This window comes from Salipiger sp. PrR002 (genome assembly GCF_010500775.1).
In the GTDB taxonomy this organism is placed as follows: domain Bacteria; phylum Pseudomonadota; class Alphaproteobacteria; order Rhodobacterales; family Rhodobacteraceae; genus Salipiger.
This window is the reverse complement of sequence record NZ_JAAGOU010000021.1, coordinates 1-24,642: the sequence shown is the minus strand read 5'-3', so window position 1 is coordinate 24,642 and position 24,642 is coordinate 1. Positions and strand designations below refer to the sequence as shown.

Sequence of the window (24,642 nt, the reverse complement as noted above, 5' to 3'; positions counted from 1 at the left end):
TCCCCGATCAGCCGTCGACCGAGACGTGAACGTCGTCGAACAGCATGGTCTCGTCAGGCCGGATGGTGAAGCCCTCGACCTTGTCCGAGATGCCGATCGCCTGCTTCTGGTACCACAGGAAGACAAAGGGCATTTCGTCCCAGATGATCTTTTGCACTTCGGCGTAGATCTCTTTCTGCTCGTCGATGTCCGTGGTCGCGCGGCCCTCGGCCAGCAGGCTGTCGACGCGCTCGTCGCTGAAGCCGGTGGTGTTGGCGCTGACGCCGGTGTGGAACAGGCGGTAGAGGGTGAAGTCGATCCCCGCTGTGGCGCGGCCGATCATCGACATGTCATAGGTGCGCTCTTCCAGCGGCACGCGGTGCGCGGCGGACCAGCTCGGCAGGTCCAGAACGCGGGCCTGCGCGTCGATGCCGATCGCCTGCCACTGGCCGACCAGCGCCTGACAGACCTGCGCGTCCTTGATGTAACGCCCGTTGGGGCAGTTCACCGTCAGCTCGAGCTTGTTGCCCGGCCCATAGCCCGCCTCTTCGAGCAGCGCCTTGGCGCGTTCGACGTCATAGGGCTTGGGCTCGAAGCTCACGCGCAGCGCATCCTCGGTGCCCGGACCGACCTGCCCTTCGGAAGGCGTTGCGAGGCCGCCAAGAATGCCCTGCACCATGCCATCGCGGTCGAGCGAGATGTTCAGCGCCTCGCGCACCCGCTTGTCTTCGAGCGGGCCGTTCAGCACCATTTCCATGGAGATCGAGAACATGCTGTCGGGCAGGATCACCTCGGCATTGTCGAGCGCGTTGATCGTGTCGATGGATTCCGCCGGAACGCGGTCGACGATGTCCACTTCGCCGGTTTCCAGCAGCGCCATGCGCGAGCCGTCCTCGGGGACCGCCATGAAGGTGATCTTTTCCAGCGTCGCCGGGCGCGGGCCCTCGTAATCGGGGTTCGGCACGAGGCTGAACCGCTCTCCGCCGATGAACTCATCCACCATGTAGGGGCCCGAGCCGACCGGGTAGAACCCGTAGTCGGCGCCCATCTCGGCATTGGCCTCGGTGTCGATGATGCTGGCGGCGGTGTTGGCCAGAAGCATCAGCACGTGGCCATTCTTTTCGGCCATGTGAAAGACCACCGTGTCTTCGCCCTGCGCTTCGGCTTCGCCCAGCGAGGCATAGAGACCGGCGTAGATCGAGCCGCTGTCGGGGTCGAGCAGCTGGTTGAACGAGGCGGCGACGGCCTCGGCGTCGAGCGGCTTGCCGTTGCTGAACTTGTGGCCGGTCTCGAAGGTGACGGTGAAGGTCATGCCGTCTTCGGACCAGTCCCACTCCTTGGCCAGCGCCGGAACCACCTTGTTGTCACCGTCGATGCGGAACAGCTGCTGAAAGACCAGCCCGTCGACCGCATTGCCCACCGGCAGCGAGTTCACATGCGGATGGAAGGTGGTGGCGTCAGCGCCCACGGCGATGCGCAGCTCGCCTTCGGGCGCGGCCAGAGCAGCGAGCGGCAGCGCGGTGGCCATCAGCAGCGAGGCGGTCACCGAGCGCAGACCCGAGCGGGAGAGCAGAGAGGGGAGGATACGTGTCATGTCAGTCCCTGTTGGCTGTAGGTTTCTGTTCCCCGAAGCGGCTAAGCCACGGGGTTAAGTCGGAAAATCAGCAATTCCGGAAACTGGCGGGGAGCATTCTGCGGCCCCCTCCGGCCATGGAGTAACCTCAGCTTGCCCAAGCGTTATCTTTTCTGTCAAATTATGTTTGGGGCATGTATATATCTTTGAGTTATGGCTTTGGCATGAATTACAGACAGTGCGAAATCTTCGTCACCGCGCTTGAGGCGGGCTCGGTGACGGCGGCGGCAGAACGGCTGGATCTCTCGCAGCCCGCCGTCAGCAAGTCCTTGAAACTGCTGGAGACAGAGCTTGGGGTGCGGCTGTTCCTACGCGGCGCCAAAGGGCTGCAACCCACCGACGAGGGCCGCTCGTTCTATCTCGAAGCGGCCCGGCTGACGGAAAGTTTCGGCCATCTGGAGAGCTTTGCCCAAAGCCTCGTGCGGCTGGAGCACGCGCGGCTCGAGATCAGCTGTATCCCGGCGCTTTCGACCGCGTGGCTGCCCGAGACCATGTGCGACTTCCTGCACGAATACCCCGATCTTTCGCTGTCTTTCCGCTCGCGCAGTTCGCCCGAGACGGTGCAACTGGTGGCGCGCGGCGAGCTTGATATCGGCGTGTCGCAGGCGCGCAGCGAAGACAAGATGGTCGAAAAGACCCGGCTCTTCGATCTGCAGTCGGTCTGCATTCTGCCGCGCGGCCACAGGCTTTGCGCCGAAAAGCACATCCGGCTGGACCATTTGCACGAGGAACGCCTGCTCTCGCTGAGCGCGGCGGATGAGATCCGCAAGAAGTTCGAGGCGGCGATGCTGATGGCGGGCTACAGCATCCGCAGTCAGGTGGATGTGGCGCATGGTGCGATGCTGTGCCGAATGGCGGCGGACGGCCATGGCATCGGCATCGTCGACGAGGAATCCGCAAAGCTCTTCGAGGCGGCTGGCGCGGTCGTCCGTCCCTTGGCCGAGGAACTCTCGGTGCCGATCTATTTGCTGCAGAACCCGCTGAAACCGCAGACCCTGATCGCGCGGAAATTCGTCGAGCACATGCTGGCGGTCACCGCCCCAAGGCGGGCGCATTGAAGTCCGCGAGGCCGCCCGCCCTGAACTTCAGGTTATGGAGCACCCCCAAAGCAAAATTTTGGGTACCGCGAAAATGCCAATCGAATATGCATCTTCATCCGTTGGCGCGCCCCGTCGCGCGTGATTTTCCGCCATTTCCCGTCGGAATCGCGCGCTTTGCCCATACCTCTCCGGCGCAGGTCCAAGATTGCGTGACAAGCGCGGCGCGCGCGCCATCTTGAGACCGAGTGGGCCAATCAGACCGGGGGTGCCGGATGCGCATGATGATCGACGTAGAGATGCACTATCAGTTCGCCATGCCCAACACGGTCACCCTTGTGATCGAAGCCGCCGAGACCGCAGGACAAACGGTCAACCGCGCCGAGCTTGATCTGGGGGATGCGCAGGTGACGCGGATCGCGGGCGACATGGACCTTGGAAGCCGCCTGTGGGTGCAGGTGCCCGGCGACGAGATGCGGCTGAGCTACCGCGCCGAGGTCGAGGTGACGCGCCCCGATCTGCCGCTTGAGACGCTCCGCGCCGCGCCTTTGCACGAATTGACCACCGAGGCCGCGCCGTTCATCCGGCCCTCGCGCTATTGCCTGTCGGATAAATTCGTCGCCTTCGTCGCGCGGCGCTTCGGGCATTTGCAGGGCGGCGCCAAGGTTCTGGCGATCCGCGACTGGATCGAGGCCGAGCTGGACTACGTCCCTGGCAGTTCCGATGCCGACACCCACGTGCTGGAGACCTTCGCGGCGCGGCAGGGGGTGTGCCGCGACTATGCTCATCTTTTCTGCGCCATGGTGCGGGCGGCGCAGATCCCCGCGCGTATGGTCGCCGCCTATGGGCCTTGCGTCACACCGCCTGACTTCCACGCGCTGGCCGAGGTCTGGCTGGAGGGGCGCTGGCACCCGGTGGACCCTACCGGCATGTGCCGCCCGGACGCGCTGGCGCTGATCGCCGTGGGGCGCGACGCTTATGACATCGCCTTCATGGAATCGCAGGCCCCGGCGACGCTGGTCCGGCAGGAGGTGAGCGTGACCGAGATCCCCGGCTGAGGCGCGCCGTCAGTACATCGCCGAGCCACCGTTGACGCCATAGACCTGTCCGGTGATGAACCCTGCCCCCGGCCCGGCGAGAAACACCGCCATGGCGGCGATCTCCTCGGGCGTGCCGAAGCGGCCAAGCGGCGTGGCAAGATCGCGGGCCACCGCCTCGGGGGTCATGCCAGCGGTCATATCGGTCTCCACCGGGCCGGGCGCGATGGCATTGACGAGGATCTGCGGCCCCAGTTCCCGCGCGAGGCTGCGGGTCATGGCGATGATCCCGCCCTTCGATGCCGCATAGGCTACGGTATTCGCCGCGCCAAGATAACCGAGATCCGAGGCGGTGAAGATGATCCGCCCGCCTTGCATCTGCCGCGCCGCCGCGCGCGCGGTCAGGAAGGCGCCGCGCAGGTTGACCGCGATCACCCGGTCGAACGCCTCGGCAGAGGTTTCGCGCAGGGGGGCCTCGTCGAGAATACCGGCATTGGCGAACACCCGCGTCACCGGGCCGAGCCGCGCCTGAAGGCTGGCGAACATATCGCTGACCTCGGTCTCAAGGGTCACATCGGCGGGCAGTTGCAGGATGTCTTGCGGCAAATCCGCCGCCTGCGGATCGCGCGGATGGCAGACCGCCACCGCCGCCCCGGCCTCGCGCAGCGCCAGCGCCATGGCGCGCCCGATGCCCCGGCTGCCGCCCGTGACCAGCGCCACCTCTCCGGTCAGCGGGCCGCTCATGCCAGCGTCTCGCCGCGGTCGATGCAGACCGCCTGCCCGCTGATGCAGGCCGCGCCATCGCTGGCGAGGAAAAGATAAAGCGCCGCGATATCCTGCGGCAGCATCAGGCCCGGCATCGCCTGCGCCGCCAGAATGTCGGCCATCACCGCCTCTTGCGTACGCCCCTCTACCCGCGCCATCTCGTGCGCCGAGGCAAGCGCGGACTCGGTGCCGATCCAGCCGGGGCAGACCGCGTTGACCGTGATGCCGCGCGGGCCAAGCTCTTTGGCCCAACTGCGCATCAGCCCCAGCATCGCGTGTTTCGACGCCGCATAGGCGGAAAACCCAGCCACCGCCGTCTTGCCCCAGATCGAGGAGGTCAGCAGGATGCGCCCGCCCTGCCCCATCTTCGGCAGCGCCGCGCGGGTGACATGCTCGGTGCCCATGACGTTGATGCTCAGCACCTCCGCGGCCACCTTGCCCGCCGCCGGATCATCGAGCCACGTCGGCCGCTCGATCCCGGCGTTGTTCACCAGCACGTCGATCCGTCCGAGCGGGGCCAGCGCCTCGGCCACAGCCTCGGGCGCGCGGATATCGCAGCGCAGTGGCGTGGCACCGAGCGCGTCGGCAGCGGAGTAGATCCCGTCATCCTCGGCCAGCATCCACAGCGACGCTCCGGCAGCGGCAAAGGCGGCGGCGATGCCCTGCCCGATGCCGCGGCTGGCCCCGGTCACCACCACATTCTGGCCGGTGAAATCGAACTGAACCCGTCCCGCAGCGCTCATGCGCCGAGCCCGAACTCGCCGCGCACCGCAGCGCCGATGTCGCGCCGATATTGCTCGGCCATCAGCGCGCCCTTCGCGGGGCTCGCTCCGGCGGCGGACACAAGGTTGCCCTCGGGCGCCACCCAGTCGCGATGCGGCGGCCATGCGTCATAGGGCGGAGCGTAGGCGGCCTTATTGTCGGGGATCAGATCGGTGCGGACGAGATGCGGGTAGAAATGCATCATCAGCGAGGTCTCGAGCACCGCCGCATGTTCCAGCTCGATGCCCGGATAGCCCTCGGGGAAGACCTGCGCCAGCGTGTCCTCGGTGAGAAAATCCCAATGCTGCAGGCACATGACCCGCAAATCCTTGCCCGCCGCATCACGCATCGCCAGATCGATGCCTTCGTTGAGGAACCACAGGTTCTCGTAGTTGCCATCGAGCACGCAGATCCGCCGCACGCCGTGGCGCACCAACTCGCGGATGATGTCACGCACGATGCCCGTCAGTGTTGCCGCGTCGAGCCCGGTGGATCCGGGAAAGAACGGGCCGCCCGCCGAGCGGGTCATCGACTTGTAGCCATAGCAGACGGGGGCGGCGACCACGCCGCCGATGTCGCGGGCGATCTCTTCCGCGATGGCCAGCGGCAGCATGTGATCCACGCCCATCGGCAGATGCGGGCCGTGCTGCTCAAGCGCGCCGGTGGGCAGAAAAACGACCGGGTTGCGCTCCAGCGCGGCGGCATATTCGGGCCATGTCATCTCGGCCATCAGAACCGGCGAGGGTGCGGGCGGTTGGGCGGGGCTGGTCATGATCGAGGCTTTCCTTGTTGCCGCGCGGGCCCCGCGATGAGGCCCGCGCATTCTCGCGACTGTCCTCAGAATTCCTTGAGGTTGTCGCGCAGCAGCTGGTGTTTGTACTCGGTGCGCACGAGGCCGCGGCGCTGCAGTTCGGGCACCAGCCCGTCGGCGATCTCGACAAGGTAATGGCGGCTGACGCGCAGCACCGGGGTGGTGATCAGGAACCCGTCGCCGCCCACTTCGGCCATCGCCTCGCCCATCTTGTCGGCCACCTGCGCCGGGGTGCCGATCAGCTCCATCGACGAGACCAGCCCGCCGCCCTCGGCAGCGGCCAGTTCGCGCAGGGTCTTGCCGCTGCCCCATTGCTGGAACTTGTCGAGCGTGCCGCTTTCGCCGTTGGTCACCAGTTTCTCGGGCAGAGGCTTGTCGAGATCGTATTGCGAGAAGTCGATCTCGGTGATCGCCGAGATCGAAGCCAGCACGTCGTTGACGAAATGATCGGCGGTGGTGCCGCGCTCGTATTTGGCGCGGGCGTCCTCTTCGGTCTCGCCAAGCGTGGGGGTGACGCAGAACAGCACTTTGATGTCGTCGGGGTTGCGGCCGATCTTCTCGGCGCGGGCGCGGATGTCATCGCGGAAGGCCTTCATACCCTCGATGCCATTGGCCACCGAGACGATGCTATCGGCATGCTGCGCGGCGAAATCGCGGCCCCGCGGCGAAGCACCGGCCTGCACGTAGACCGGGCGCTTCTGCGGCGAGGGCACGGTGTTGAGCGGCCCGCGCACCTTGAAGAACTCGCCTTCGAAATCGATGCTGCGCACCTTGGTGCTGTCGGCGTAGACGCCGTTCTCGCGGTCGAGCACCACGGCATCGGCGTCCCAGCTGTCAAAGAGCTGCCCCACCACATCCATATATTCGTCGGCCATGGCATAGCGCTGCTCACGCGGGGGCAGCACGTCCATGCCGAAGTTCTGCGCGGCCAGATCCTCGGCAGAGGTGACCACGTTCCAGCCAAAGCGGCCCTTGGTCAGACTGTCGATGGTCGAGCTGAGACGGGCGAGCATGAAGGGCGGATAGGCCATGGTCGACATGGTGGCGACGACGCCAAGGTTGCGCGTCGCCATGCCCATGGCCACCGCCAGCGGCGCCGGATCGTGCTTGGGGGCCATCATGCCGTTGGCCAGCGAGAACTTGCGGTCGCCGCCGAAGGTCTCGGGCACCATCAGCTTGTCTTCGATCATGATGTAATCGAAGCAGGCCCGTTCCAACGTCTGCGCCATCTCGATGTAGAACTGCCCGTCCCACGGGTAGCCGCCCTGCCCAAAGGGCGCGCGCCATTCGTCGGGGGTGAAATTCATGAACCATGCGAGGTGAAAGCGTTTGTCGGTCATCTGTCGGTCGTCCTTGCAAATGCGCCAGCCAAAGCTGGCTGAGTTCGGGAGGAAGGGGGGGGGGATCAGCCCGCCGCGCGCTCGGCGCGGCGCAGGCTGCGGGCCAGCCGCGGCTTGGCCTCGAAGTCGGAGGTGATGATCGAGCCGTAGCGGTGCGGCGCGTGCGGATCGTGGCGGCGCTTGTCCACGGCGATGACCCGCGTGCCGAGGTGGAACGCCTCGGAGAGATCATGGGTCACCATCACCACGGTCATCTGATGCTCTTCCCACAGTTCCAGCACCAATTGGTGCATGGCCTTGCGGGTGCCGGGGTCGAGCGCGCCGAAGGGCTCGTCGAGCAGCAGCACCTTGGGTTTGGTCATCAGCGCCTGCGCGATGGCAAGCCGCTGCTGCTGTCCGCCCGAAAGCTGCGCCGGGTAAAGCGCCGCATGTCCGCCCAGCCCGACCCGATCGAGCATCGCCTGCGCCCGGTCGCGCAGATCGGCGCGGGCGCTGCCGAAAAGCCGCCCCATCAAAGGGGCCGCCTGCCATTCGGGGCCGGTCATGACGTTGCCGATCACCGTGCGGTGCGGGAACACCGAGTAGCGCTGAAAGACGATGCCGCGGTCGGGCATGGGCTCTAACGCGATGGGCTCGCCGTCGATGAGGATCTGCCCGCCGCTCGGGGCTTCTTGGCTCAGCAGCATGCGCAGCAGCGTCGATTTGCCCGCCCCCGAAGGCCCGACCACCGCAAGGAACTCGTTGTCGTCGATGAACAGGTTGATGTTCTCGAGCACCACGGTCTCGCCATAGGTCTTGGAGACATTGTCGAAAGTGATGATGGCCATCAGCCGCCCTCCCGGAAGCGCGTCCAGGGGATCGCGTCATGCGCGAGGCGCAGCGCGTAATCCATCGCAAAGGCAAGGAAGGTGATCCACACGACGTAGGGCAGGATCACATCCATCGCGAGATAGCGCCGGACGAGGAAGATGCGGTAGCCAAGGCCTGCCTCGGCGGTGATCGCCTCGGCGGCGATGACAAAAAGCCACGCCGCCCCCAGTGACAGCCGCACCGAACTGATCAGCCGCGGCACGACCTGCGGCAGCACCAGCCCGAGGATCATCTGCCACGTCGAGGCGCCAAGGGTCTGTGCCTTGACGATCTGCTCGCGCGGGATTTCCGACACCCGCAGCATCACGTCGCGAATGATGAAGGGCGCGATGCCAAAGACGATGAGCACGGTCTTCGACAGTTCGCCAAGGCCGAAGAGGATGAAGAGGATCGGCAGCACCGCCAGCGGCGGAACCAGCGAGAGCGCGGCGAAGAAGGGCTCGAAGATGGCGCGCAGATAGGGGATGAACCCCACCAGCACGCCGATGACGAGGCCGATCAGCGCCGACAGGCCAAGGCCGATCCCCAGCCGCGACAGCGAGGCCCAAGTGTCGGCCCAGAAGAGTTTCTTGCCGGTCGCCATGTCGACCTGAAAGATCAGGCGGGACATGGCGGTGCGAAAGGCTTCGAGGCCCGGCATCAGCTTGTCGGAAGCATCGACGGCGTGCCGCGCTTCGGAGGTGACCGCGTAGACCGCGATCACCAGAATGAAGGGCATCGCGCCCAGCAGGATTTTACTCCTGCGGGAGGGAAGCCGGTTGATGGCTCGGCGCATGGAAACGTCTCGGGTCGCCGATTACAGCTCGCCCGCGGCGGCCATCTCCGAGAAGCTCGGATCAAAGCGCAGCTTCACGTTGCCCTCGTCCCCAAGCACCGTGCCGCCGACCTCGATGCCGATGGCGTCGACGCTGGAAGCCCCCTGCCCAAACAGGCCCTGCTCGAAGCTGAAGGTGCGCACCTTGTCCATGATGTCGCGGCTGCTGTCCGCCGAGAGGAAGGCCGCCGCATCGCCGGGCGTGGTGAAGAAATGCGTCTGGTCCACCTGCACCGACAGGCCCGCCACATCCGTGCCCATGGCCGACGCCATGACCTCGGCCATCGGCTGGTCATCGCCGGTCTCGGCGGCCATGGTCTCCATCGCCTCATACCATGCGCCGGTCAGCGCCTTGGCGAACTCGGGATGCTCTTCCAGCGTTTCGGTGCGGGCGATGAACACATCCATGATCTCGCCGGGGATGTCCGAACTGTCGAACAGCACATTGCTCTCGGGCACTTGGTTCAGCATCTCGGCGGCAATCGGGTTCCATGTCGCCACATGCTTCATCTCGGGCTGGGTGACATAGGCGGCGCCAATCTCGGCATCCGAGATGTTCACGCTCTTCACCCGCCACGGCTCGGTGATCCCGGCCTCGGCCAGCGCGCGGTTCAGCAGGTAGTGCGAGACCGAGTATTGCAGCAGCCAGACCTCATCGTCGAGCAGGTCCTCGACCTTTTCGGCGCTGCGCGAGATCAGCATGTCGTTGCCGTCGGAATAATCGGTGATCAGGAAGATCGAGGTATCCACCCCGCCCGCCGCCGGCATGGTCAGCGCGTCCATGCCCGCCACCGCCACCGCGTCGAGATCGCCTGCGATGAACTGGTTGATCGAGCCCACGTAGTCGTTGATCTGGATAAGCTCGACGTCGACGCCGTATTTCTCGCCCCACGCCTCCATCAGCCCTTCGGTGCGCATCCAAGCCAGAGGCATGAAGCCCACATAGACGACATAACCTACCTTGAACGTCTCCTTCTCCTGCGCCTGAGCGGGCGCAGTGAAGGCGACCGAGGCCGCGGAAGCAAGCAGAAGAAGCAGTCGGGAAATACGCATGGAGTGTCTCCGGGAGAGAAAGAGATGTTCGATGCTCTAACTAAACGAGCGTTGAATAGTTAAAATCAAGTTTTTAATATGTATAAAAAATGCGCTATTAATCAGCTGATGAGTTCGCTACGACGGCGCGGCGTGAACGGAGAGTCCCCATGGCCAGGACCGCAACCAGAAAACGGCTCGATCCGGCCGAGCGGCGCACGCAGATCCTCGACGAGATGCTGCAGCTCTGTGCGAATCAGCACTTTGCCTCGATCACCATGCGGCAGATCGCGGCGGCCTGCGGCGTGAACATGGCGCTGCTCTACCACTACTTCGACAATAAAGAGGGGCTGGTGCACGCCACGCTGCGGCACGCGGTGGACGACTTTCTAGTGATGTTCGACGATCTGCCCAAGGATGTCGGTGCCCCGCTCGGCGCGGCTGACGTGTGGATCGACGCCACCATCGAGGCCGCGCCGCGCCTGATGCGCATGGTCAAGCTGATGAGCGATTTTGGCGCTCAGGAAAGCCGCGATGCCGAGGCGCTGGCGATCATCGACGAGTTCTATGCGCGCGAGCGGGAGACGCTGAAACAGGCCATCCTCGACGGCATGGCCGAGGGTAGGTTCCGCGAGGTCGATCCCGAGCGCACCGCGCGGCTGACCTCGATCGCCATCGACGGCGTGTTCTTCGGCGGGCCCGCGCGCAACGATTTCGCCTTTGAAAACAACCTGCGCGACGTGCGGGACCAGCTGCTCGACTATCTGCAGCCCGCGCCCTGACGCCTTTGGCAGTGCTCAGCGCCGGTCGCGCGCATCCTCGCCCAGCGAGGCGAGATAGACATCATAGGTGCTGCTCAGCGAGTTGATGTGCTGGCGCATCAATTCGGCGGCGTGATCGGCCTCGCCGCGCTCCATCGCGTCGAGAATGCTCGTGTGCTCCTGCATGGATTTCTCCAGCCGCCCGGTGACGTCGAGCTGCCGCCGCCGGAACGGTCGCAGCCGCCGGTCCATGCGTTTCGCCTCTTCGGCGAGCACCTGATTGCCCGACGCCTCGTAGATCATGCCGTGCAGCCGGTTGTTCGCCTCGTAGTAGCGATCCGCCGCGCCCTCCTTCAGCGCCGCCTCACAATCCTGCGCCGCGCGCCGCAGATACAGCCGCTGCGCCGGTGTGATGCGCTGCGCCGCCAGCCGCACGCACCACGCCTCGAGCCCGGCCATCACCTCGAACATCTCGACCAGACGGGTCATCGAGGGCCGCCGCACGAAGGCCCCCCGGCGCGGAATCAACTCCACCAGACCAATCGCTTCGAGCGTCAGAAATGCCTCGCGCAGTGGCGTGCGCGACACCTCAAGTTGCTCGGCCAGCGCCACTTCGCTCAGCTTGTCGCCATCCTGATATGCACCCGACGCGATCCGCTGCTCGATAATTGAGCAAATCCGGGTGGCGGTTCTGGAGTTGTCGGACATCGAGAAAAATCCTTGACGATATGCAATCCCCCCAGATTGTATACAGGAATAATCAAAAGAATACAAATAACGAAAACGCCAACAGTGAGGACAACACCATGAAAACGTGGAAACTTCTCGCCGGAACCGCGCTTTGCGCGAGTCTCTCTGCCCCCGCTTTCGCGGATAAGGCGAGTGACACGGTGAACATGGCCTTCAACAAGGAGCTTGAAACCGCGGATGTCTACTTCAACACCGCGCGCGAGGGTCTGCTGCTCAACCACTCGGTCTGGGATGGCCTGCTGTACCGCGATCCGGACACCGGCGAGTATAAGGGCAACCTTGCCACCGAGTGGACGTGGATCGACGATGTCACGCTCGAACTGAAGCTGCGTGAGGGGGTGACCTTTCACAACGGCGAGCCGTTCAACGCCGATGACGTGGTGTTCACCGTCAACTATGTGACCGATCCCGAAAACGGCGTGAAGAACATGGCCAACGTCGGCTGGATGGACCACGCCGAGAAGGTCGACGACTACACCGTGCGGATCATTCTGGGCGCGCCCTTCCCGGCGGCCGAGGAATTCCTAGCCGGCCCCGTGGCCATGTATCCCGATGAATATTACGCCGAAGTTGGCCCGAGCGGCATGGGTCTGAAGCCCGTCGGCACCGGCCCCTTCAAAGTGACCGAACTGGAGCCGGGCAAGCACTTCGTGCTCGAGCGGTTCGAGGATTACTACGGCGGGCCGAAGGGCAAGGCCGGGGTCGCCAAGGTCGACATCCGCACCGTCCCCGACACCAACACGCAGATCGCCGAGTTCTTCAACGGCACGCTCGACTTCCTGTGGAACATGCCCGCCGATCAGGCGGAAAAGCTCGACGGTATGGGCAAGTACCAAGTGGTCAACGCCCCGGCGATGCGCGTCGGCTACATCACCATGGATGCCGCTGGCCGCGCTGGCGACACGCCGATGACCGATCAGAGGGTGCGCGAGGCGGTCTATCACGCCATCGACCGTCAGGCGATCGTCGATGCGCTGGTCAAGGGCTCGTCGGAAGTGATCGACACCGCCTGCTCGCCCGCGCAATTCGCCTGCGACCAGAGCGTCGAGGGCTATGAGTACGATCCCGAGAAGGCCAAGGAACTGCTGGCCGAGGCGGGCTATCCCGACGGGTTCGACATCGACTTCTACGCCTACCGCAACCGGCCCTACGCCGAGGCGATGATGGGCTTTCTGGGCAAGGTCGGCATCAACGCCAACCTCAACTACATGCAGTACTCGGCCCTGCGCGAGAAGCACCGCAAGGGCGAGGTGCCGATGGCCTTCCTGACGTGGGGCTCGAACTCGGTGGCAGACGCTTCGGCGATCACCTCGGAGTTCTTCACCGGCGGGCCGCAGGACGATGCGCGCGATCAGGAGGTGATCGACTGGATCGAGGCCGCCGACAGCACCAACGACAAGGAAGAGCGGCAGGCGCTCTACTCCAACGCGCTGAGCAAGATCACCAGCGAGGCCTATTGGGTGCCGCTGTGGACCTACAACGTCAACTACGTGATGAGCCCCGAAATGGAGTTCACCCCGACCGATGACGAACTGGTCCGCTTCTTCAGCTTCGGCTGGAAGTAACCGCTGGCCCTGCCCGGCCCCCGCGCGGGGCCGGGCGAGACCCGACCACAGGAACACCCCATGCTGCTCTATATCCTCAAACGCCTCGGTCTTGCGGTGCTGGTCGCGCTGACCGTCTCGGCGATCAGCTTCAGCCTGCTGTTCATGGCGGGCGATCCGGCCATCTCGATCGCCGGTGAGAACGCCGCCGCCGAGGACATCGCCGCGATCACCGAACGCTATGGTTTCGACCGCCCGGTGCTGGTGCAATACGCCGACTGGCTGGTCTCTGCTGCGGGCGGCGATCTGGGGCGCTCTTGGTATTTCGATCTGCCGACCACCGAGATCATCGGCGACCGGCTTGGCGTGACCATGACGCTGGGCCTGCTGGCGATCTCGTTTGCGCTGATCCTCGCCATCCCGATGGGCGTTGCGGCGGCGGTGAGGCCGAACTCGCTGATCGACCGCGCCGCGCTCTTCATCTCGGTCGTGGGTCAGGCGATCCCGTCGTTCTGGTTCGGCCTGATCCTGATCGTGGTCTTCTCGATCAAGCTCGGCCTCGTGCCCGCCTCGGGCTCGGACAGCTGGAAACACTTCATCCTGCCCACGGTGGTGCTGGGCTATTACGCCACGCCCGCGATCATGCGCCTGACCCGCGCCGGGATGATCGAGGTGCTGTCCGCCGATTACATCCGCACCGCCCGCGCCAAGGGTCTCGCACCGCGCAAGGTGCTGTTCAAACACGCGCTGCGCAACGCCATCATCCCGGTGATCAGCCTCGCTGCGGTGCAGATGGGCTTCATGCTGGGCGGCTCGATCGTCGTGGAGTCGATCTTTGCGCTGCATGGCGCGGGCTATCTGGCGTGGGAGAGCATCAGCCGCAACGACCTGCCGGTGATGCAGGCGCTGATCCTCGTCTTTTCCATGTTCTACATCCTGTTCACCTTCCTCGCCGACGTGCTGAACGCGTGGATGGACCCGCGCCTGCGCGTGGGCTGACCGAAGGCGCCTCGACATGACCGACACGACCGCATCCGAAAGCCCCGCCATGACCGCCTCCAACGCCGCCCCCAAGGAAGCCCCGCTCTCGCCCCGTCAGGCGATGCTGCGCCGCGCCCTGCGTCACCGCGGGCTGATCTTCGGCGCGCTGGTGATGGGCCTCATCATCTTTGTCGCGCTCTGCGCGCCGCTGCTCACCAGCTACAGCCCCTATGATCAGGACCTCTTGGCCCGCATGAAACCGCCCGTCTTCATGGGCGGTGACGAGGCGCATTGGCTGGGCACCGATGCCTTGGGCCGCGACTTCTGGGCCCGGCTGGCCTATGGCGCGCGCATCTCGTTGATGATCGGGCTGCTGGCCGCCACCATCTCGGCGCTGATCGGCTCGGTGCTGGGCATCCTCGCGGGCTACTTCGGAGGCCGCGTCGACATGGCGGTGACCTTCCTGATCAATGTGCGCCTTGCGATGCCGGTGGTGCTGGTGGCGCTGGCGGTGGTCGCGCTCTTCGGCGGCTCGCTGATGGTGGTGGTCTCGGTGCTGGGGCTGCTGCTTTGGGACCGCTTCGCCGTGGTGCTGCGCGCCGCCACCATGCAGGTGCGCAAGCTCGAGTATGTCGCCGCCGCCGAAGTGCTGGGGGCCTCGCTGCCGCGGGTGCTGTGGAAGGACATCCTGCCCAACGTGATGAACCACCTGATCGTGATTTTCACGCTGGAGATGGCCCATGCCATCATCCTCGAAGCGGCGCTGTCGTTCCTTGGCCTCGGCGTGCAGCCGCCCACCCCGTCGTGGGGGCTGATGATCTCGGAGGGCAAGGAAATGCTGCTCTTCGAGCCGTGGCTCATCACCATTCCCGGCGTGGCGCTGTTCTTCCTCGTCCTGTCGATCAACATGCTCGGCGACGGCATCCGCGACGTCACCGCACCCGAAGGCAGAAACTGATGACCGATCCCATCCTGTCCATCCGCAATCTCACCGTCGATCTGCCCAAGGGCGGCGACCGGCCCCATGCGGTCGAGGGGCTGAGCCTCGAGATCATGCCCAAGGAGATCGTCTGCATCGTCGGCGAGTCCGGCTCGGGCAAGTCGATCACCTCCTTCACCACCATGGGGCTGCTGCCGAAAGCGCTGGTGCCCTCGTCGGGCGAGGTGATCTTTGACGGCAAGGACCTGCTGAAACTGCCCCCGTCCGAGCATTCGAAACTGCGCGGGCGCCGCATGGCGATGATCTTTCAGGAGCCCATGTCGGCGCTGAACCCCTGCTACACCGTCGGCAACCAGATCGAAGAGATGTTCGAGCAGCACACCAGCCTGCCCGCCGCCGAGCGCAAGGCCCGGACGATCAAGCTGCTGGACGAGGTGCAACTGCCCGATCCGGCGCGCATCTACTCCAGCTACCCGCACCAGCTTTCGGGCGGGCAGCGGCAGCGCATCGTGATCGCCATGGCGCTGGCGCTCGACCCGGCGCTGCTGATCGCCGACGAGCCGACCACGGCGCTCGATCTGTCGACGCAGGCGCAGATCCTGCACCTGCTGAAGGAACTGCGTGAAAAGCATTCGGCGGGCATCATGTTCGTCACCCATGACTTCGACGTGGTGGCCGAGATTGCCGACCGGGTGGTGGTCATGCAGCACGGGCGCATCGTCGAGCAGGGCAGCGCCGAAGAGGTGCTCAACCGCCCGCAGCACCCCTACACCCGCCTGTTGATCGACGCGGTGCCGCGCCGCGAGCGCGCCGCGCAGCCCAGCCTCGAAGGGCGGGTCGAGATGCTGAAGGTGGAAGGGCTGGAAAAGACCTACCACGTGAAGGGCAATATGTTCCGCCCCGGCCGCATCGTGCACGCCTGCAAGGACGTCGGCTTTGCCGTGCGCCGCGGCGAGACGCTCGGCATCGTCGGCGAGAGCGGCTCGGGCAAGTCGACGCTGGTCAAATGCCTGATCCGGCTGGAGGATCCCGACGCGGGCCACGTCTGGGTCGAGGGCACTGACATTGCCGCCTATTCCAAGCGCGCGCTGCATCCCTACCGCAAGATGATCCAAATCGTGTTTCAGGATCCCTATGGTTCGCTCAACCCGCGCCGCACCATCGGCGACCAACTGGTCGAAGGGCCGGTGAACTTTGGCCGCGACCGCGCCGAGGCGATGGAAAAGGCCCGCGAGCTGATGAAGATCGTGCGGCTCGATCCCGATGCGCTCAACCGCTACCCCAACCAGTTTTCCGGCGGTCAGCGTCAACGCATTTGCATTGCGCGCGCGCTGATGGTCGAACCCAAGGTGCTGATCGCCGACGAGGCGGTCTCGGCGCTCGACGTGTCGGTGCAGAAGGAAGTGCTCAAGTTGCTCAATGAAATCCGCGACAAGATGGGGCTGACCGTGCTCTTCATCACCCACGACCTGCGCGTCGCGGCGCAGGTCTGCGACAATCTCATCGTCATGCAGCAGGGCGAGATCGTCGAGCGCGGCTCGGTCGATCAGGTCTTTGGCAACCCCAGCCATGCCTATACGCAAAAGCTGCTCGCGGCGCAGCCCGGACAGGATTGGGACGTGCCGGACGTGTCGAAACTGCCCCCCGCCACCGGCGTCATGGGTATGGGAGGTCTGGCATGAGCGGCTCGTTCTCTCCATCGCAGACCACCCGCAAGCCCGGCGTCACCGCCACTTCGGGCGGCGTCGTCGCGGCCCAACACGCGCTTGCGGCCAAGGCCGGGACCGAGGTTCTGAAGGCGGGCGGCGATGCGCTTGATGCCGCCGTGGCGGTGAGCTTCGCCATCGGTGTGCTCGAGCCATGGATGTCCGGCCCGATGGGCGGCGGCGCGATGATGATCTGGCGCGAGGACGAGGGCCGCGCCCATGCGCTGAACTACGGCATGCGCAGTTCCGCCGCGCTCGATCCGGCGCATTATCCGCTGTCGGGCGCGGGCAAGGCCTCGGACCTTTTTCCGTGGGACGCGGTGGTCGAGGACCGCAACGTCATCGGCGGCTCGTCGGTCGCGGTGCCCGGCACCGTCGCGGGCATCGCCGCCGCGCATGGGCGCTATGGCCGGATGCCGTGGAAAGACCTGCTCTCGCCGGCCATCGGTTTCGCCAAGAAAGGCCTGCACGTGGATTGGTACGCGGCGCTGGTCATCGCCTCCTCGGCGCGCGATCTTGCGCAGGACCCGGACGCCGCCGCCATGTTCCTCGAAGACGGGCAATGGCCCAAGGGCTCTGGCTGGACGGCGCTTTCGGACATTCGCCTCGACCAGTCGCGCCACGCCGCCACGCTGGAGCATCTGGCGCAGGCGGGCGCAGAGGACTTCTACAAGGGCGATATCGCCGCGATGCTGTCGGGCGATGTGACCGCCAAGGGCGGCTTTCTGACCATGGACGATCTCGCGGCCTATGCACCGCAATGGTCCGACCCGCTGGAAATCCCCTATCGCGACGGGCGGCTCTTTGCCCTGCCCGGGCTCACCGCCGGACCGACGCTGAGCCACGCCGTCACCGGCTGGACCAAGGGCTATGACGCCGCCGAGGCCGCCGCGCCCAAGGCGCATCTGGCCCGCGCGGAGGCGCTCAAGGCCGCCTATGCCGCGCGGCTCGAGGGGATGGGCGACCATGAATCGGCCAAGGCCCCCGGTTGCACCACGCATTTCTCGATCGTCGACCGTCACGGCAATATGGTCGCGATGACCCAGACGCTCTTGTCGATCTTCGGCTCGCGCGTGGTCTCGCCCTCCACCGGCATGCTGCTCAACAACGGTATCATGTGGTTCGATCCCGCACCGGGCGGGCCGAACAGCCTCGCCCCCGGCAAACGCTGCCTGATGAACGTCTGCCCGGTGATCGGCGAGGCCCCCGGCAAGCGCTTTGCCCTCGGGGCCAGCGGCGGGCGCAAGATCATGCCCGCCGTCGGGCAGATCTCGGGCCATATCATCGAGCAGGGCATGTCCATGCAGGAGGCCATCGAAGCGCCGCGCATCGACGTCTCGGGCGGGGCGCAGGTGGTGGCCGACGAACGCCTCGAAGGTCCCGTCACCGAGGCGCTCGCCGCCGCGCACCCGCTGGCCATGGTCCAGCGCCTGCCCTTCCCCTTCGCCTTTGCCTGCCCCGCCGGGGTTCTGCGCGAAGGCACCACCAATTCCGGCACCACCGAGACCTTCTCGCCCTGGGGCGACGGGATCGCTGCCGACTGACCGACGAAGCAAGAAAGAGACCCCATGTCCCCCCGCGACACCGCCCTTGCGGCCATCACCGAGTATTTCGACAGCGGCAGCTTCCAGAGCGAACTTGCCGATCTGGTCGCCCGCCCCACCGAAAGTCAGGACCCGCGCGGTGCGCCGCATCTGATGGCCTATCTCACCGAGGCGATGGCGCCGATGCTGGAGGCGATGGGCTTCAGCTGCCAGATCTTCGACAACCCGCAAGAGGGCACCGGCCCGCTGCTCGTCGGCCAGCGTATCGAGGATGAGAGTCTGCCCACGGTGCTGACCTATGGCCATGGCGATGTGATCCGCGCGCAAGAGGGCCAGTGGCGAGAGGGGCTGGAGCCCTTCACGCTCACCGAAGAGGGCGACCGGCTCTATGGTCGCGGCTCGGCGGACAACAAGGTCCAGCACCTGATCAACCTGCGCGCCATGGCGGCGCTGATCGAGACGCAGGGCAAGCTGGGGTTCAACGCCAAGGTGCTGATCGAAATGGGCGAAGAGAACGGCTCGCCCGGCCTCAAGACCTTCTGCGAAGAACACAAAGAGCTTCTGGCCGCCGATGTGCTGATCGCCTCGGACGGGCCGCGCCTGTCGCCCGACGCGCCGACGATCTTCACCGGCTCGCGCGGCGGGGCGCTGTTCGATCTCAAGGTCGAGCTGCGCGAGGGGGCCAACCACTCGGGCAACTTCGGCGGTCTGTTGGCCGACCCTGCGATCATCCTCGCCCATGCACTGGCCTGCATCACCGACCGGCGCGGCCAGATCAACGTGCCCGAATGGCGCCCCGACAGCCTGACCCCGCGCATCCGCGAGGTGCTGGCGGCGCTGCCTGAGGTGAAATCGGGCATCGCGCTCGACCCGGACTGGGGCGAAGAGAGCCTGACCATGTCCGAGCGCGTCTTTGGCTGGAACAGCTTTGCGGTGCTGGCGATGATCTCGGGCGTGCCCGAGGCGCCGGTGAATGCCATCGCGGGCTGGGCGCGCGCCACCTGCCAGCTGCGCTTCGTCGTCGGCACCGATGTGGATGACATTCTGCCCGCGCTGCGCCGCCATCTCGACACGCACGGTTTCCAGCAGGTTCAGATCACCTCTGCCGACCGCGGATCCTTCCCCGCGACCCGGCTCGACCCCGATCACCCTTGGGTGCGCTTCGCCGCGGCCTCGCTGCAGAAGAGCACCGGCCAGAGCCCGCATATCCTGCCCAACCTCGGCGGCTCGCTGCCCAACGACTGTTTTGCAGAAGTGCTCGACCTGCCGACCATCTGGGTGCCCCACTCCTATGCCGGTTGCAGCCAGCACGCTCCGAACGAGCATGTGCTGAAGCCGCTCTCGAAACAGGCGTTGATCGGCATGACCGGGCTGTTTTGTGACCTCGCCGAGCACGGCGCGCCGAAGGACTGAGCATGGAATATCTTATTCTCTTCGCGGTCATCGCCGCCGCGGGCGCGGTGGCCGGGATCATCTCGGGGCTGCTTGGCGTGGGCGGCGGGATCATCCTCGTACCCGCCTTCTATTACGTCTTCACCGGGCTCGGCTATGAGCCGAACCAGCTCATGCAGATCTGCGTCGCCACCTCCACCGGCACGATCATCGTCACATCGCTGCGCTCGGTCACCTCGCACCACAAGCGCGGCGCGGTGAGCGTCGAGCTGATCAAGACGTGGGGGCCGTTCATCGCCATCGGCTCGGTGCTGGGCGTGCTGGCCGCCACCGTGCTGCGCAGCCACCAGTTGCAGCTGGTGTTCGGCATCGTCGGCGTCTGCCTCGGGCTCTACATGCTGCTCGGCAAGAAAAGCTGGCGGCTGTCGGACACGCTGCCGGGGCGCGGGCTCAGCGCCATCTACGGCGGCATCATCGGCTTTTTCTCGGCCCTGATGGGCATCGGCGGCGGCAGTTTCACCGTGCCGCTGCTGACCGCCTACAACGTGCCGCCGCATCGCGCCGTGGGCACCTCGCCCGGCTTCGGCCTGCTGATTTCGATCCCCGGCTTCATCGCCTTTCTGCTGACCGGCTGGGAAATCACCGGCAAGCCGCCGGGCACGGTGGGCTACGTCAACCTGCCTGCGGTGCTGCTGATCATGGTGACCTCGCTGCTGACCGTGCCGACCGGCGTGAAGCTGGCACATAGCCTCAGCCCCGCCCGCCTGCGGCTGGTGTTTGCGCTGACCGTGCTGGTGCTGGCCGGGAACATGCTGCGCAAGGCGCTGATGGGATGAGCGACGAGACCCTCCTGCAGCGGCTGCGTGCAGCCGAGCCGGTGCTTTGGACCAATCCCGGCTATGCCCCGCAGACCGACCCGCAGGCGATGGCCGACGTCATGGGGGCCAAGGCCGCATGGGCTCGTTTCGCGCCGCTGATGGCCGAGCTTTGGCCGGAACTGGCGCCCTCGGGCGTGATCCGCTCGACCCTCACCGATATCGCCGATCTGCGCCCCGCGCTTGGTTACGATGCTCCCGAATACGGCACGCTGCTGGTCAAGGGAGACCACGCGCTGCCCGTCGCCGGGTCGGTCAAGGCGCGCGGCGGCGTCTTCGAAGTGCTCAGCATCGCCGTCAGTCAGGCGCGCGGCGCAGAGCTGCTCTATGATGGCGAGGACATCGAGAAACTCGCGGGCGACGATGCCCGCGCCTTCTTTGGCGAGCGCCGCATCGCCGTCGGCTCCACCGGCAACCTCGGGCTCAGCGTCGGCATCGCGGCGCGGGCGCTTGGCTATAAGGCGACGGTGCATATGTCGCATGACGCCAAGCCATGGAAGGTGGCGCGGCTGCAGAGCCTCGGCGTCGAGGTGGTGCAGCATGAGACCGATTATTCGCAGGCCGTCGCCGCCGCGCGCGAGATCGCCGCACGCGATCCGCTGACCCATTTCGTCGACGACGAGGACTCGCTGCTGCTGTTCAAGGGCTACAGCGCCGCCGCCGCCGAACTGAAAGAGCAACTGGCCGAGCAGGGCATTTCCATCGGCGCCGACCGTCCGCTGATCCTCTATCTGCCCTGCGGCATCGGCGGCGCACCGGGCGGCATTGCTCATGGCGCGCGCGGTGTCTTTGGCTCCGACGTGCACCCGTTCTTCGTCGAGCCGGTGCAGGCCCCTTCGGCGCTCGTGCAGATGCGCGAGGGGCTGGGCCGCGAAACCTCGGTCTACGAGCTTGGCCTGTCGAACCGCACCGAGGCCGACGGCATGGCCGTCGCCACCATGTCGCAACTGGTGGCCGAGCGGATGCAGCGGCGGCTGGCGGGGGTCTTCACCGTCGGTGACGACGATCTCTTCCGCTGGCTCGCGCTGGCCGAGACCAAGGGGCTGCGGCTGGAGCCCTCGGCCGCCTCGGGCTTTGGCGGGCCGCAGATGCTGATGAACACCCATGAGGGCCGCGCTTTCCGGGCCATGCATATGCCCACCGTCGATCCGGCGCGCGCCGTGCATGTGATCTGGACCACCGGCGGCGCATTCGTGCCCGAGGAGCAGTACCAAGGTTTTGTCGCGAAGGGCCGCGCGCTCGGCCCGCGCTTCGATCTGAAAGGAGTTTCGTCATGACCAATCCCGCCGACCTCGGGGCCATTGAGGCGCGCAGCCTGATCGCCCGCAAGCAGCTGTCGCCGGTGGAACTGGCCGAGGCCTGCATCGCCCGCGTCGAAGCGGTGGACCCCGCCGTCAACGCGCTGATCGCCCGCGATTTCGACGGGCTGCGCAAGGCCGCGAAACAGGCCGAAGCGGATGTGACCGCAGGCAAGGAACTGGGGGCGCTGCACGGTCTGCCCTTCGGCGTGAAGGACATGATCGACGTCACCGGCCTGCCCACCACCTTTGGCTCGGAGGCGTTCAAGGACAATATCGCCACCAAGGATGACGCCATCGTCGCCGCCATGCGCGCAGCGGGCGGCTTTCCCATGGGCAAGACCAACAACCCCGAATGGAGCGCCGGGGCCAACACCCGCAACCGCGTCTACGGGGTGACGGCCAACCCCCATGACATCACCCGCAGCTGCGCCGGATCCTCGGGCGGCTCGGCGGTGGCGCTGGCCTGCGGCTATGCCCCGCTCGCCACCGGCTCGGACACCGGCGGCAGCCTGCGCAACCCGGCGGCATTTTGCGGCATCGTCGGCTATCGCCCCAGCCCCGGCGTGGTGCCCGGCAACACCCGCGCGGCAGGGCTGATCCCGCTGCCCACCTCCGGCCCCATGGCGCGCAACGTGGCCGATTGCGCGCTGATGCTCTCGGTGCTCGCGCGTCCCGACCGCAATGATCCTTTCACCACGGTGATGGACGGCAAGACGCTCTGGTCCGCCGGTGATTTCGCCAATCTGCCGCGCCGCGATCTGTCGTCACTGAAGATCGCGGTGACCGAGGATTTCGGATTTGCCCCGACCGAGAGCCTCATCCGCGACCACTTCCGCAAGATCATGCCGCAGCTGGCGCCCTTCTTCGGGCAGGTCGAGGACGCCACCCCCGACTGCAGCGACGCCGACCGCATCTTCTCGGTGCTGCGCGCGGTGCAATTCCTTGGGGTGCATGCGAAACTGGTGGACGAGCAGCCCGAACTGGTCGGCCCCAACGTCCGCGACAACGTTGCCGAGGGCCGCAGCTATTCCGCCGAGGATGTGGCGCAGGCGATCTTTGGGCAGGCGCGCTTTTACCGCGACTGGCAAGGCTTCTTCGAGACCACCGACTATCTGCTGTCTCCGGCGGTCTGCATCTCGCCGCGCGACTGGCACGAGCTCTATCCCACCGAGATCGACGGCGTGCCGACCAAGAGCTATTACCATTGGCTCGCCATGGCCTATGCGTCGACCATCGCGGGCCACCCCTCGATCACCATCCCCTGCGGGACGGATGCCAATGGCATGCCCTTCGGGCTGCAGATCATCGGCAAGCGGCACGACGATCTGGGCGTGCTGGCGGTGGCGGCAGAGCTTGAGGCAGTGATCGCTGGCCTCTCCGATCTCGCCCCGCGCGGACCCGACATCGCGGCACTGGCCAAGGCGCCGAAGCTGTCGGACGCGCCCGGCTTTCTCACCTTCGACTGATCCAAGGACAACTCATGAGCATCCCCCTCTCCAAGACCCGCCGCTCTGGCAGCACCCTCTATCTTTCCGGCGAGCTCGGCTTCGGGCCGGACGGCAAAATCCCCGACGGCATCGAGGCGCAGACGCGCCAGTGCCTCGAGAACATCAAGGCGACGCTCGCCAAGGAAGGGCTCGACCTGTCGCATGTCATGTCGGCGACCTGCTACCTGACCGATCCGGCGGATTTCCCGGCCTTCAACAAAGTCTATGCCGAGATGTTCCCCGAGCCCTACCCGGTGCGCACCACCATCGGCTGCGCGCTGATGATCGACGCCAAGGTCGAGATCACGGTGATCGCCGAGGGCTGATCCGCGCCTTTGGGGCAGGTTTGCATTCCCGGCGGCTGCGTGGTCTAGCTGGATCACTGCCGCCGGAAGGACCTGCCATGCAAGATGATCTCAACCAGTCCGAATGGGCTCTCCTGCTCGAGGGGGTGCTGTTCTATGGCGATCCGCATGGCCGCTGGGATCCGCTGCTGAAGGCGCTTGGACCCGAGACCAAAGAGGTGATCATCCTTGGCGATCTGGCCGATGCCGCGAAGGATCCGGCGCAGGTCGAGACCGCCCGCCGCGCGCTGCAGGACGTGCGCGCGCGCGGCATCAAATGGTGGACGATCTCGGGCAATCACGACACGGAAACCGACGAGATCTGCGATCTGCTGCATGACGAGATGCCGGGCAACCTGCTCGACGGCAAGGTTGTGCAGGCCACCGGCATGGGCACCGCGATCGCCGGGCTGGGCGGCGTGGTGCGGGGCCGGGTCTGGGATGGCAGAGGCCCGGCGCAGGTGCATTCGCCCGAGGATATGATCGCCGCCAGCCACCCCTCCGCCCTGCACAGAGGCGGCCTGCCGCGCCGCCACCGCAGCACGATCTTCCCCTCGGACGTGGCCAAGCTCGGGCTGCAGCGCGCCGATGTGCTGGTCAGCCACGAAGCGCCAAGCTGCAACCGCCACGGGTTCTCCTTCATCGACCGGCTGGCCGGCGACATGGGCGCGGGGCTGATCGTGCACGGCCACCACCACCTGTCGTACGAGAGCGTGCTGCCCAATGGTGTGCGGGTGAAGGGGCTGGGCCGGGCCGAGGTCTGGCAGCCGAGCGTCGAACTCAGCCCGACCCAGCGCAGCCTGCTGCGCGCCGGGGTCGACACGCTGCGGCGGGGCTCCGCCACTTATGACCTGCTGAAGGACCTCTGAGCGGCGCAACGGTCAGCGCATGAAAAAGCCCCCGGCCATCTGGCCGGGGGCTATTCGCTTCAGGGACT

Annotated in this window: 23 protein-coding genes; 14 read left to right on the top strand and 9 right to left on the bottom strand. The window is 66.0% G+C overall.

The window, feature by feature from the left end:
- Window positions 1-7 precede the first annotated feature (7 nt).
- Complete coding sequence (locus tag G0A00_RS18310) at window positions 8-1,573, bottom strand: ABC transporter substrate-binding protein (protein ID WP_164183289.1); 1,566 nt, start codon at window positions 1,571-1,573, stop codon at window positions 8-10.
- Window positions 1,574-1,776: 203 nt separating this feature from the next.
- On the opposite strand from G0A00_RS18310, the gene G0A00_RS18305 reads away from it, so the two are divergent.
- Window positions 1,777-2,670: a LysR family transcriptional regulator gene (locus G0A00_RS18305; RefSeq protein ID WP_164183291.1), complete on the top strand. Its 894-nt coding sequence runs from the start codon at window positions 1,777-1,779 to the stop codon at window positions 2,668-2,670.
- Window positions 2,671-2,924: 254 nt separating this feature from the next.
- Entirely contained in the window at window positions 2,925-3,707 is a 783-nt protein-coding gene (locus G0A00_RS18300; protein ID WP_164183293.1) for a transglutaminase family protein, read from the top strand.
- Window positions 3,708-3,716: 9 nt separating this feature from the next.
- Here G0A00_RS18300 and G0A00_RS18295 read toward each other — a convergent pair whose 3' ends face one another.
- The 7 genes from G0A00_RS18295 to G0A00_RS18265 form a co-directional block, all read right to left on the bottom strand.
- On the bottom strand, window positions 3,717-4,430 hold the full coding sequence (locus tag G0A00_RS18295; protein WP_164183295.1) for an SDR family NAD(P)-dependent oxidoreductase: 714 nt from the start codon (window positions 4,428-4,430) through the stop codon (window positions 3,717-3,719).
- On the bottom strand, window positions 4,427-5,194 hold the full coding sequence (locus tag G0A00_RS18290; RefSeq protein ID WP_164183298.1) for an SDR family NAD(P)-dependent oxidoreductase: 768 nt from the start codon (window positions 5,192-5,194) through the stop codon (window positions 4,427-4,429). Before G0A00_RS18290 ends, G0A00_RS18295 begins: the two co-directional genes overlap by 4 nt.
- Window positions 5,191-5,985, bottom strand: coding sequence for a creatininase (locus G0A00_RS18285; RefSeq protein WP_203595434.1), 795 nt, complete (start codon window positions 5,983-5,985; stop codon window positions 5,191-5,193). Before G0A00_RS18285 ends, G0A00_RS18290 begins: the two co-directional genes overlap by 4 nt.
- A gap of 65 nt (window positions 5,986-6,050) precedes the next feature.
- Window positions 6,051-7,364: an NtaA/DmoA family FMN-dependent monooxygenase gene (locus G0A00_RS18280; RefSeq protein WP_066111832.1), complete on the bottom strand. Its 1,314-nt coding sequence runs from the start codon at window positions 7,362-7,364 to the stop codon at window positions 6,051-6,053.
- Window positions 7,365-7,429: 65 nt separating this feature from the next.
- Window positions 7,430-8,191, bottom strand: a complete 762-nt coding sequence (locus G0A00_RS18275) for an ABC transporter ATP-binding protein (protein ID WP_164183299.1) — start codon at window positions 8,189-8,191, stop codon at window positions 7,430-7,432.
- Complete coding sequence (locus G0A00_RS18270; protein WP_164183301.1) at window positions 8,191-9,009, bottom strand: ABC transporter permease; 819 nt, start codon at window positions 9,007-9,009, stop codon at window positions 8,191-8,193. Before G0A00_RS18270 ends, G0A00_RS18275 begins: the two co-directional genes overlap by 1 nt.
- 21 nt (window positions 9,010-9,030) lie before the next feature.
- Window positions 9,031-10,101 (bottom strand): putative urea ABC transporter substrate-binding protein, encoded by a 1,071-nt coding sequence (locus tag G0A00_RS18265; RefSeq protein WP_164183304.1) that lies wholly within the window; start codon window positions 10,099-10,101, stop codon window positions 9,031-9,033.
- Window positions 10,102-10,250: 149 nt separating this feature from the next.
- On the opposite strand from G0A00_RS18265, the gene G0A00_RS18260 reads away from it, so the two are divergent.
- Complete coding sequence (locus tag G0A00_RS18260) at window positions 10,251-10,862, top strand: TetR/AcrR family transcriptional regulator (protein WP_164183306.1); 612 nt, start codon at window positions 10,251-10,253, stop codon at window positions 10,860-10,862.
- Between the two features lie 15 nt (window positions 10,863-10,877).
- Here the strand turns inward: G0A00_RS18260 and G0A00_RS18255 are convergent, their stop codons facing one another.
- The gene (locus G0A00_RS18255; RefSeq protein ID WP_164183308.1) at window positions 10,878-11,549 is read right to left on the bottom strand and encodes a GntR family transcriptional regulator; all 672 of its coding nucleotides are present in this window, start codon (window positions 11,547-11,549) and stop codon (window positions 10,878-10,880) included.
- Between the two features lie 98 nt (window positions 11,550-11,647).
- Between G0A00_RS18255 and G0A00_RS18250 the strand changes: the two genes are divergently transcribed.
- The 11 genes from G0A00_RS18250 to G0A00_RS18200 all read left to right on the top strand — a co-directional run bounded on the left by G0A00_RS18250 (window position 11,648) and on the right by G0A00_RS18200 (window position 24,574).
- The gene (locus tag G0A00_RS18250) at window positions 11,648-13,156 is read left to right on the top strand and encodes an ABC transporter substrate-binding protein (protein WP_164183310.1); all 1,509 of its coding nucleotides are present in this window, start codon (window positions 11,648-11,650) and stop codon (window positions 13,154-13,156) included.
- A 60-nt stretch (window positions 13,157-13,216) separates the two neighbouring features.
- Entirely contained in the window at window positions 13,217-14,134 is a 918-nt protein-coding gene (locus G0A00_RS18245) for an ABC transporter permease (RefSeq protein ID WP_164183312.1), read from the top strand.
- Window positions 14,135-14,150: 16 nt separating this feature from the next.
- Window positions 14,151-15,074, top strand: coding sequence for an ABC transporter permease (locus G0A00_RS18240; RefSeq protein ID WP_203595433.1), 924 nt, complete (start codon window positions 14,151-14,153; stop codon window positions 15,072-15,074).
- Window positions 15,074-16,738 carry an ABC transporter ATP-binding protein gene (locus G0A00_RS18235; RefSeq protein ID WP_164183314.1) on the top strand — a complete coding sequence of 555 codons (1,665 nt, stop codon included), beginning with the start codon at window positions 15,074-15,076 and terminating at the stop codon, window positions 16,736-16,738. Before G0A00_RS18240 ends, G0A00_RS18235 begins: the two co-directional genes overlap by 1 nt.
- Window positions 16,735-18,306, top strand: a complete 1,572-nt coding sequence (locus tag G0A00_RS18230) for a gamma-glutamyltransferase (protein WP_164183316.1) — start codon at window positions 16,735-16,737, stop codon at window positions 18,304-18,306. The genes G0A00_RS18235 and G0A00_RS18230 overlap by 4 nt, the downstream gene beginning before the upstream one ends.
- Window positions 18,307-18,330: 24 nt before the next feature.
- Window positions 18,331-19,719 (top strand): M20 family metallopeptidase, encoded by a 1,389-nt coding sequence (locus tag G0A00_RS18225; RefSeq protein ID WP_164183318.1) that lies wholly within the window; start codon window positions 18,331-18,333, stop codon window positions 19,717-19,719.
- 2 nt (window positions 19,720-19,721) lie between these two features.
- Window positions 19,722-20,534, top strand: a complete 813-nt coding sequence (locus tag G0A00_RS18220; RefSeq protein WP_164183320.1) for a sulfite exporter TauE/SafE family protein — start codon at window positions 19,722-19,724, stop codon at window positions 20,532-20,534.
- Window positions 20,531-21,850, top strand: coding sequence for a D-serine ammonia-lyase (locus G0A00_RS18215; protein ID WP_164183322.1), 1,320 nt, complete (start codon window positions 20,531-20,533; stop codon window positions 21,848-21,850). The genes G0A00_RS18220 and G0A00_RS18215 overlap by 4 nt, the downstream gene beginning before the upstream one ends.
- The gene (locus G0A00_RS18210) at window positions 21,847-23,340 is read left to right on the top strand and encodes an amidase (RefSeq protein WP_164183324.1); all 1,494 of its coding nucleotides are present in this window, start codon (window positions 21,847-21,849) and stop codon (window positions 23,338-23,340) included. The genes G0A00_RS18215 and G0A00_RS18210 overlap by 4 nt, the downstream gene beginning before the upstream one ends.
- 14 nt (window positions 23,341-23,354) lie before the next feature.
- Window positions 23,355-23,687, top strand: a complete 333-nt coding sequence (locus tag G0A00_RS18205; protein WP_066111803.1) for a RidA family protein — start codon at window positions 23,355-23,357, stop codon at window positions 23,685-23,687.
- Window positions 23,688-23,764: 77 nt separating this feature from the next.
- Window positions 23,765-24,574, top strand: coding sequence for a metallophosphoesterase (locus G0A00_RS18200; RefSeq protein ID WP_164183326.1), 810 nt, complete (start codon window positions 23,765-23,767; stop codon window positions 24,572-24,574).
- Window positions 24,575-24,642 lie beyond the last annotated feature (68 nt).

Excerpts from the sequence above, each read along its gene's own strand:
- G0A00_RS18310 (WP_164183289.1), bottom strand. The coding sequence starts at position 1,573 with ATGACACGTATCCTCCCCTCTCTGCTCTCCCGCTCGGGTCTGCGCTCG.
- G0A00_RS18305 (WP_164183291.1), top strand. The coding sequence starts at position 1,777 with ATGAATTACAGACAGTGCGAAATCTTCGTCACCGCGCTTGAGGCGGGC.
- G0A00_RS18300 (WP_164183293.1), top strand. The coding sequence starts at position 2,925 with ATGCGCATGATGATCGACGTAGAGATGCACTATCAGTTCGCCATGCCC.
- G0A00_RS18295 (WP_164183295.1), bottom strand. The coding sequence starts at position 4,430 with ATGAGCGGCCCGCTGACCGGAGAGGTGGCGCTGGTCACGGGCGGCAGC.
- G0A00_RS18290 (WP_164183298.1), bottom strand. The coding sequence starts at position 5,194 with ATGAGCGCTGCGGGACGGGTTCAGTTCGATTTCACCGGCCAGAATGTG.
- G0A00_RS18285 (WP_203595434.1), bottom strand. The coding sequence starts at position 5,985 with ATGACCAGCCCCGCCCAACCGCCCGCACCCTCGCCGGTTCTGATGGCC.
- G0A00_RS18280 (WP_066111832.1), bottom strand. The coding sequence starts at position 7,364 with ATGACCGACAAACGCTTTCACCTCGCATGGTTCATGAATTTCACCCCC.
- G0A00_RS18275 (WP_164183299.1), bottom strand. The coding sequence starts at position 8,191 with ATGGCCATCATCACTTTCGACAATGTCTCCAAGACCTATGGCGAGACC.
- G0A00_RS18270 (WP_164183301.1), bottom strand. The coding sequence starts at position 9,009 with ATGCGCCGAGCCATCAACCGGCTTCCCTCCCGCAGGAGTAAAATCCTG.
- G0A00_RS18265 (WP_164183304.1), bottom strand. The coding sequence starts at position 10,101 with ATGCGTATTTCCCGACTGCTTCTTCTGCTTGCTTCCGCGGCCTCGGTC.
- G0A00_RS18260 (WP_164183306.1), top strand. The coding sequence starts at position 10,251 with ATGGCCAGGACCGCAACCAGAAAACGGCTCGATCCGGCCGAGCGGCGC.
- G0A00_RS18255 (WP_164183308.1), bottom strand. The coding sequence starts at position 11,549 with ATGTCCGACAACTCCAGAACCGCCACCCGGATTTGCTCAATTATCGAG.
- G0A00_RS18250 (WP_164183310.1), top strand. The coding sequence starts at position 11,648 with ATGAAAACGTGGAAACTTCTCGCCGGAACCGCGCTTTGCGCGAGTCTC.
- G0A00_RS18245 (WP_164183312.1), top strand. The coding sequence starts at position 13,217 with ATGCTGCTCTATATCCTCAAACGCCTCGGTCTTGCGGTGCTGGTCGCG.
- G0A00_RS18240 (WP_203595433.1), top strand. The coding sequence starts at position 14,151 with ATGACCGACACGACCGCATCCGAAAGCCCCGCCATGACCGCCTCCAAC.
- G0A00_RS18235 (WP_164183314.1), top strand. The coding sequence starts at position 15,074 with ATGACCGATCCCATCCTGTCCATCCGCAATCTCACCGTCGATCTGCCC.
- G0A00_RS18230 (WP_164183316.1), top strand. The coding sequence starts at position 16,735 with ATGAGCGGCTCGTTCTCTCCATCGCAGACCACCCGCAAGCCCGGCGTC.
- G0A00_RS18225 (WP_164183318.1), top strand. The coding sequence starts at position 18,331 with ATGTCCCCCCGCGACACCGCCCTTGCGGCCATCACCGAGTATTTCGAC.
- G0A00_RS18220 (WP_164183320.1), top strand. The coding sequence starts at position 19,722 with ATGGAATATCTTATTCTCTTCGCGGTCATCGCCGCCGCGGGCGCGGTG.
- G0A00_RS18215 (WP_164183322.1), top strand. The coding sequence starts at position 20,531 with ATGAGCGACGAGACCCTCCTGCAGCGGCTGCGTGCAGCCGAGCCGGTG.
- G0A00_RS18210 (WP_164183324.1), top strand. The coding sequence starts at position 21,847 with ATGACCAATCCCGCCGACCTCGGGGCCATTGAGGCGCGCAGCCTGATC.
- G0A00_RS18205 (WP_066111803.1), top strand. The coding sequence starts at position 23,355 with ATGAGCATCCCCCTCTCCAAGACCCGCCGCTCTGGCAGCACCCTCTAT.
- G0A00_RS18200 (WP_164183326.1), top strand. The coding sequence starts at position 23,765 with ATGCAAGATGATCTCAACCAGTCCGAATGGGCTCTCCTGCTCGAGGGG.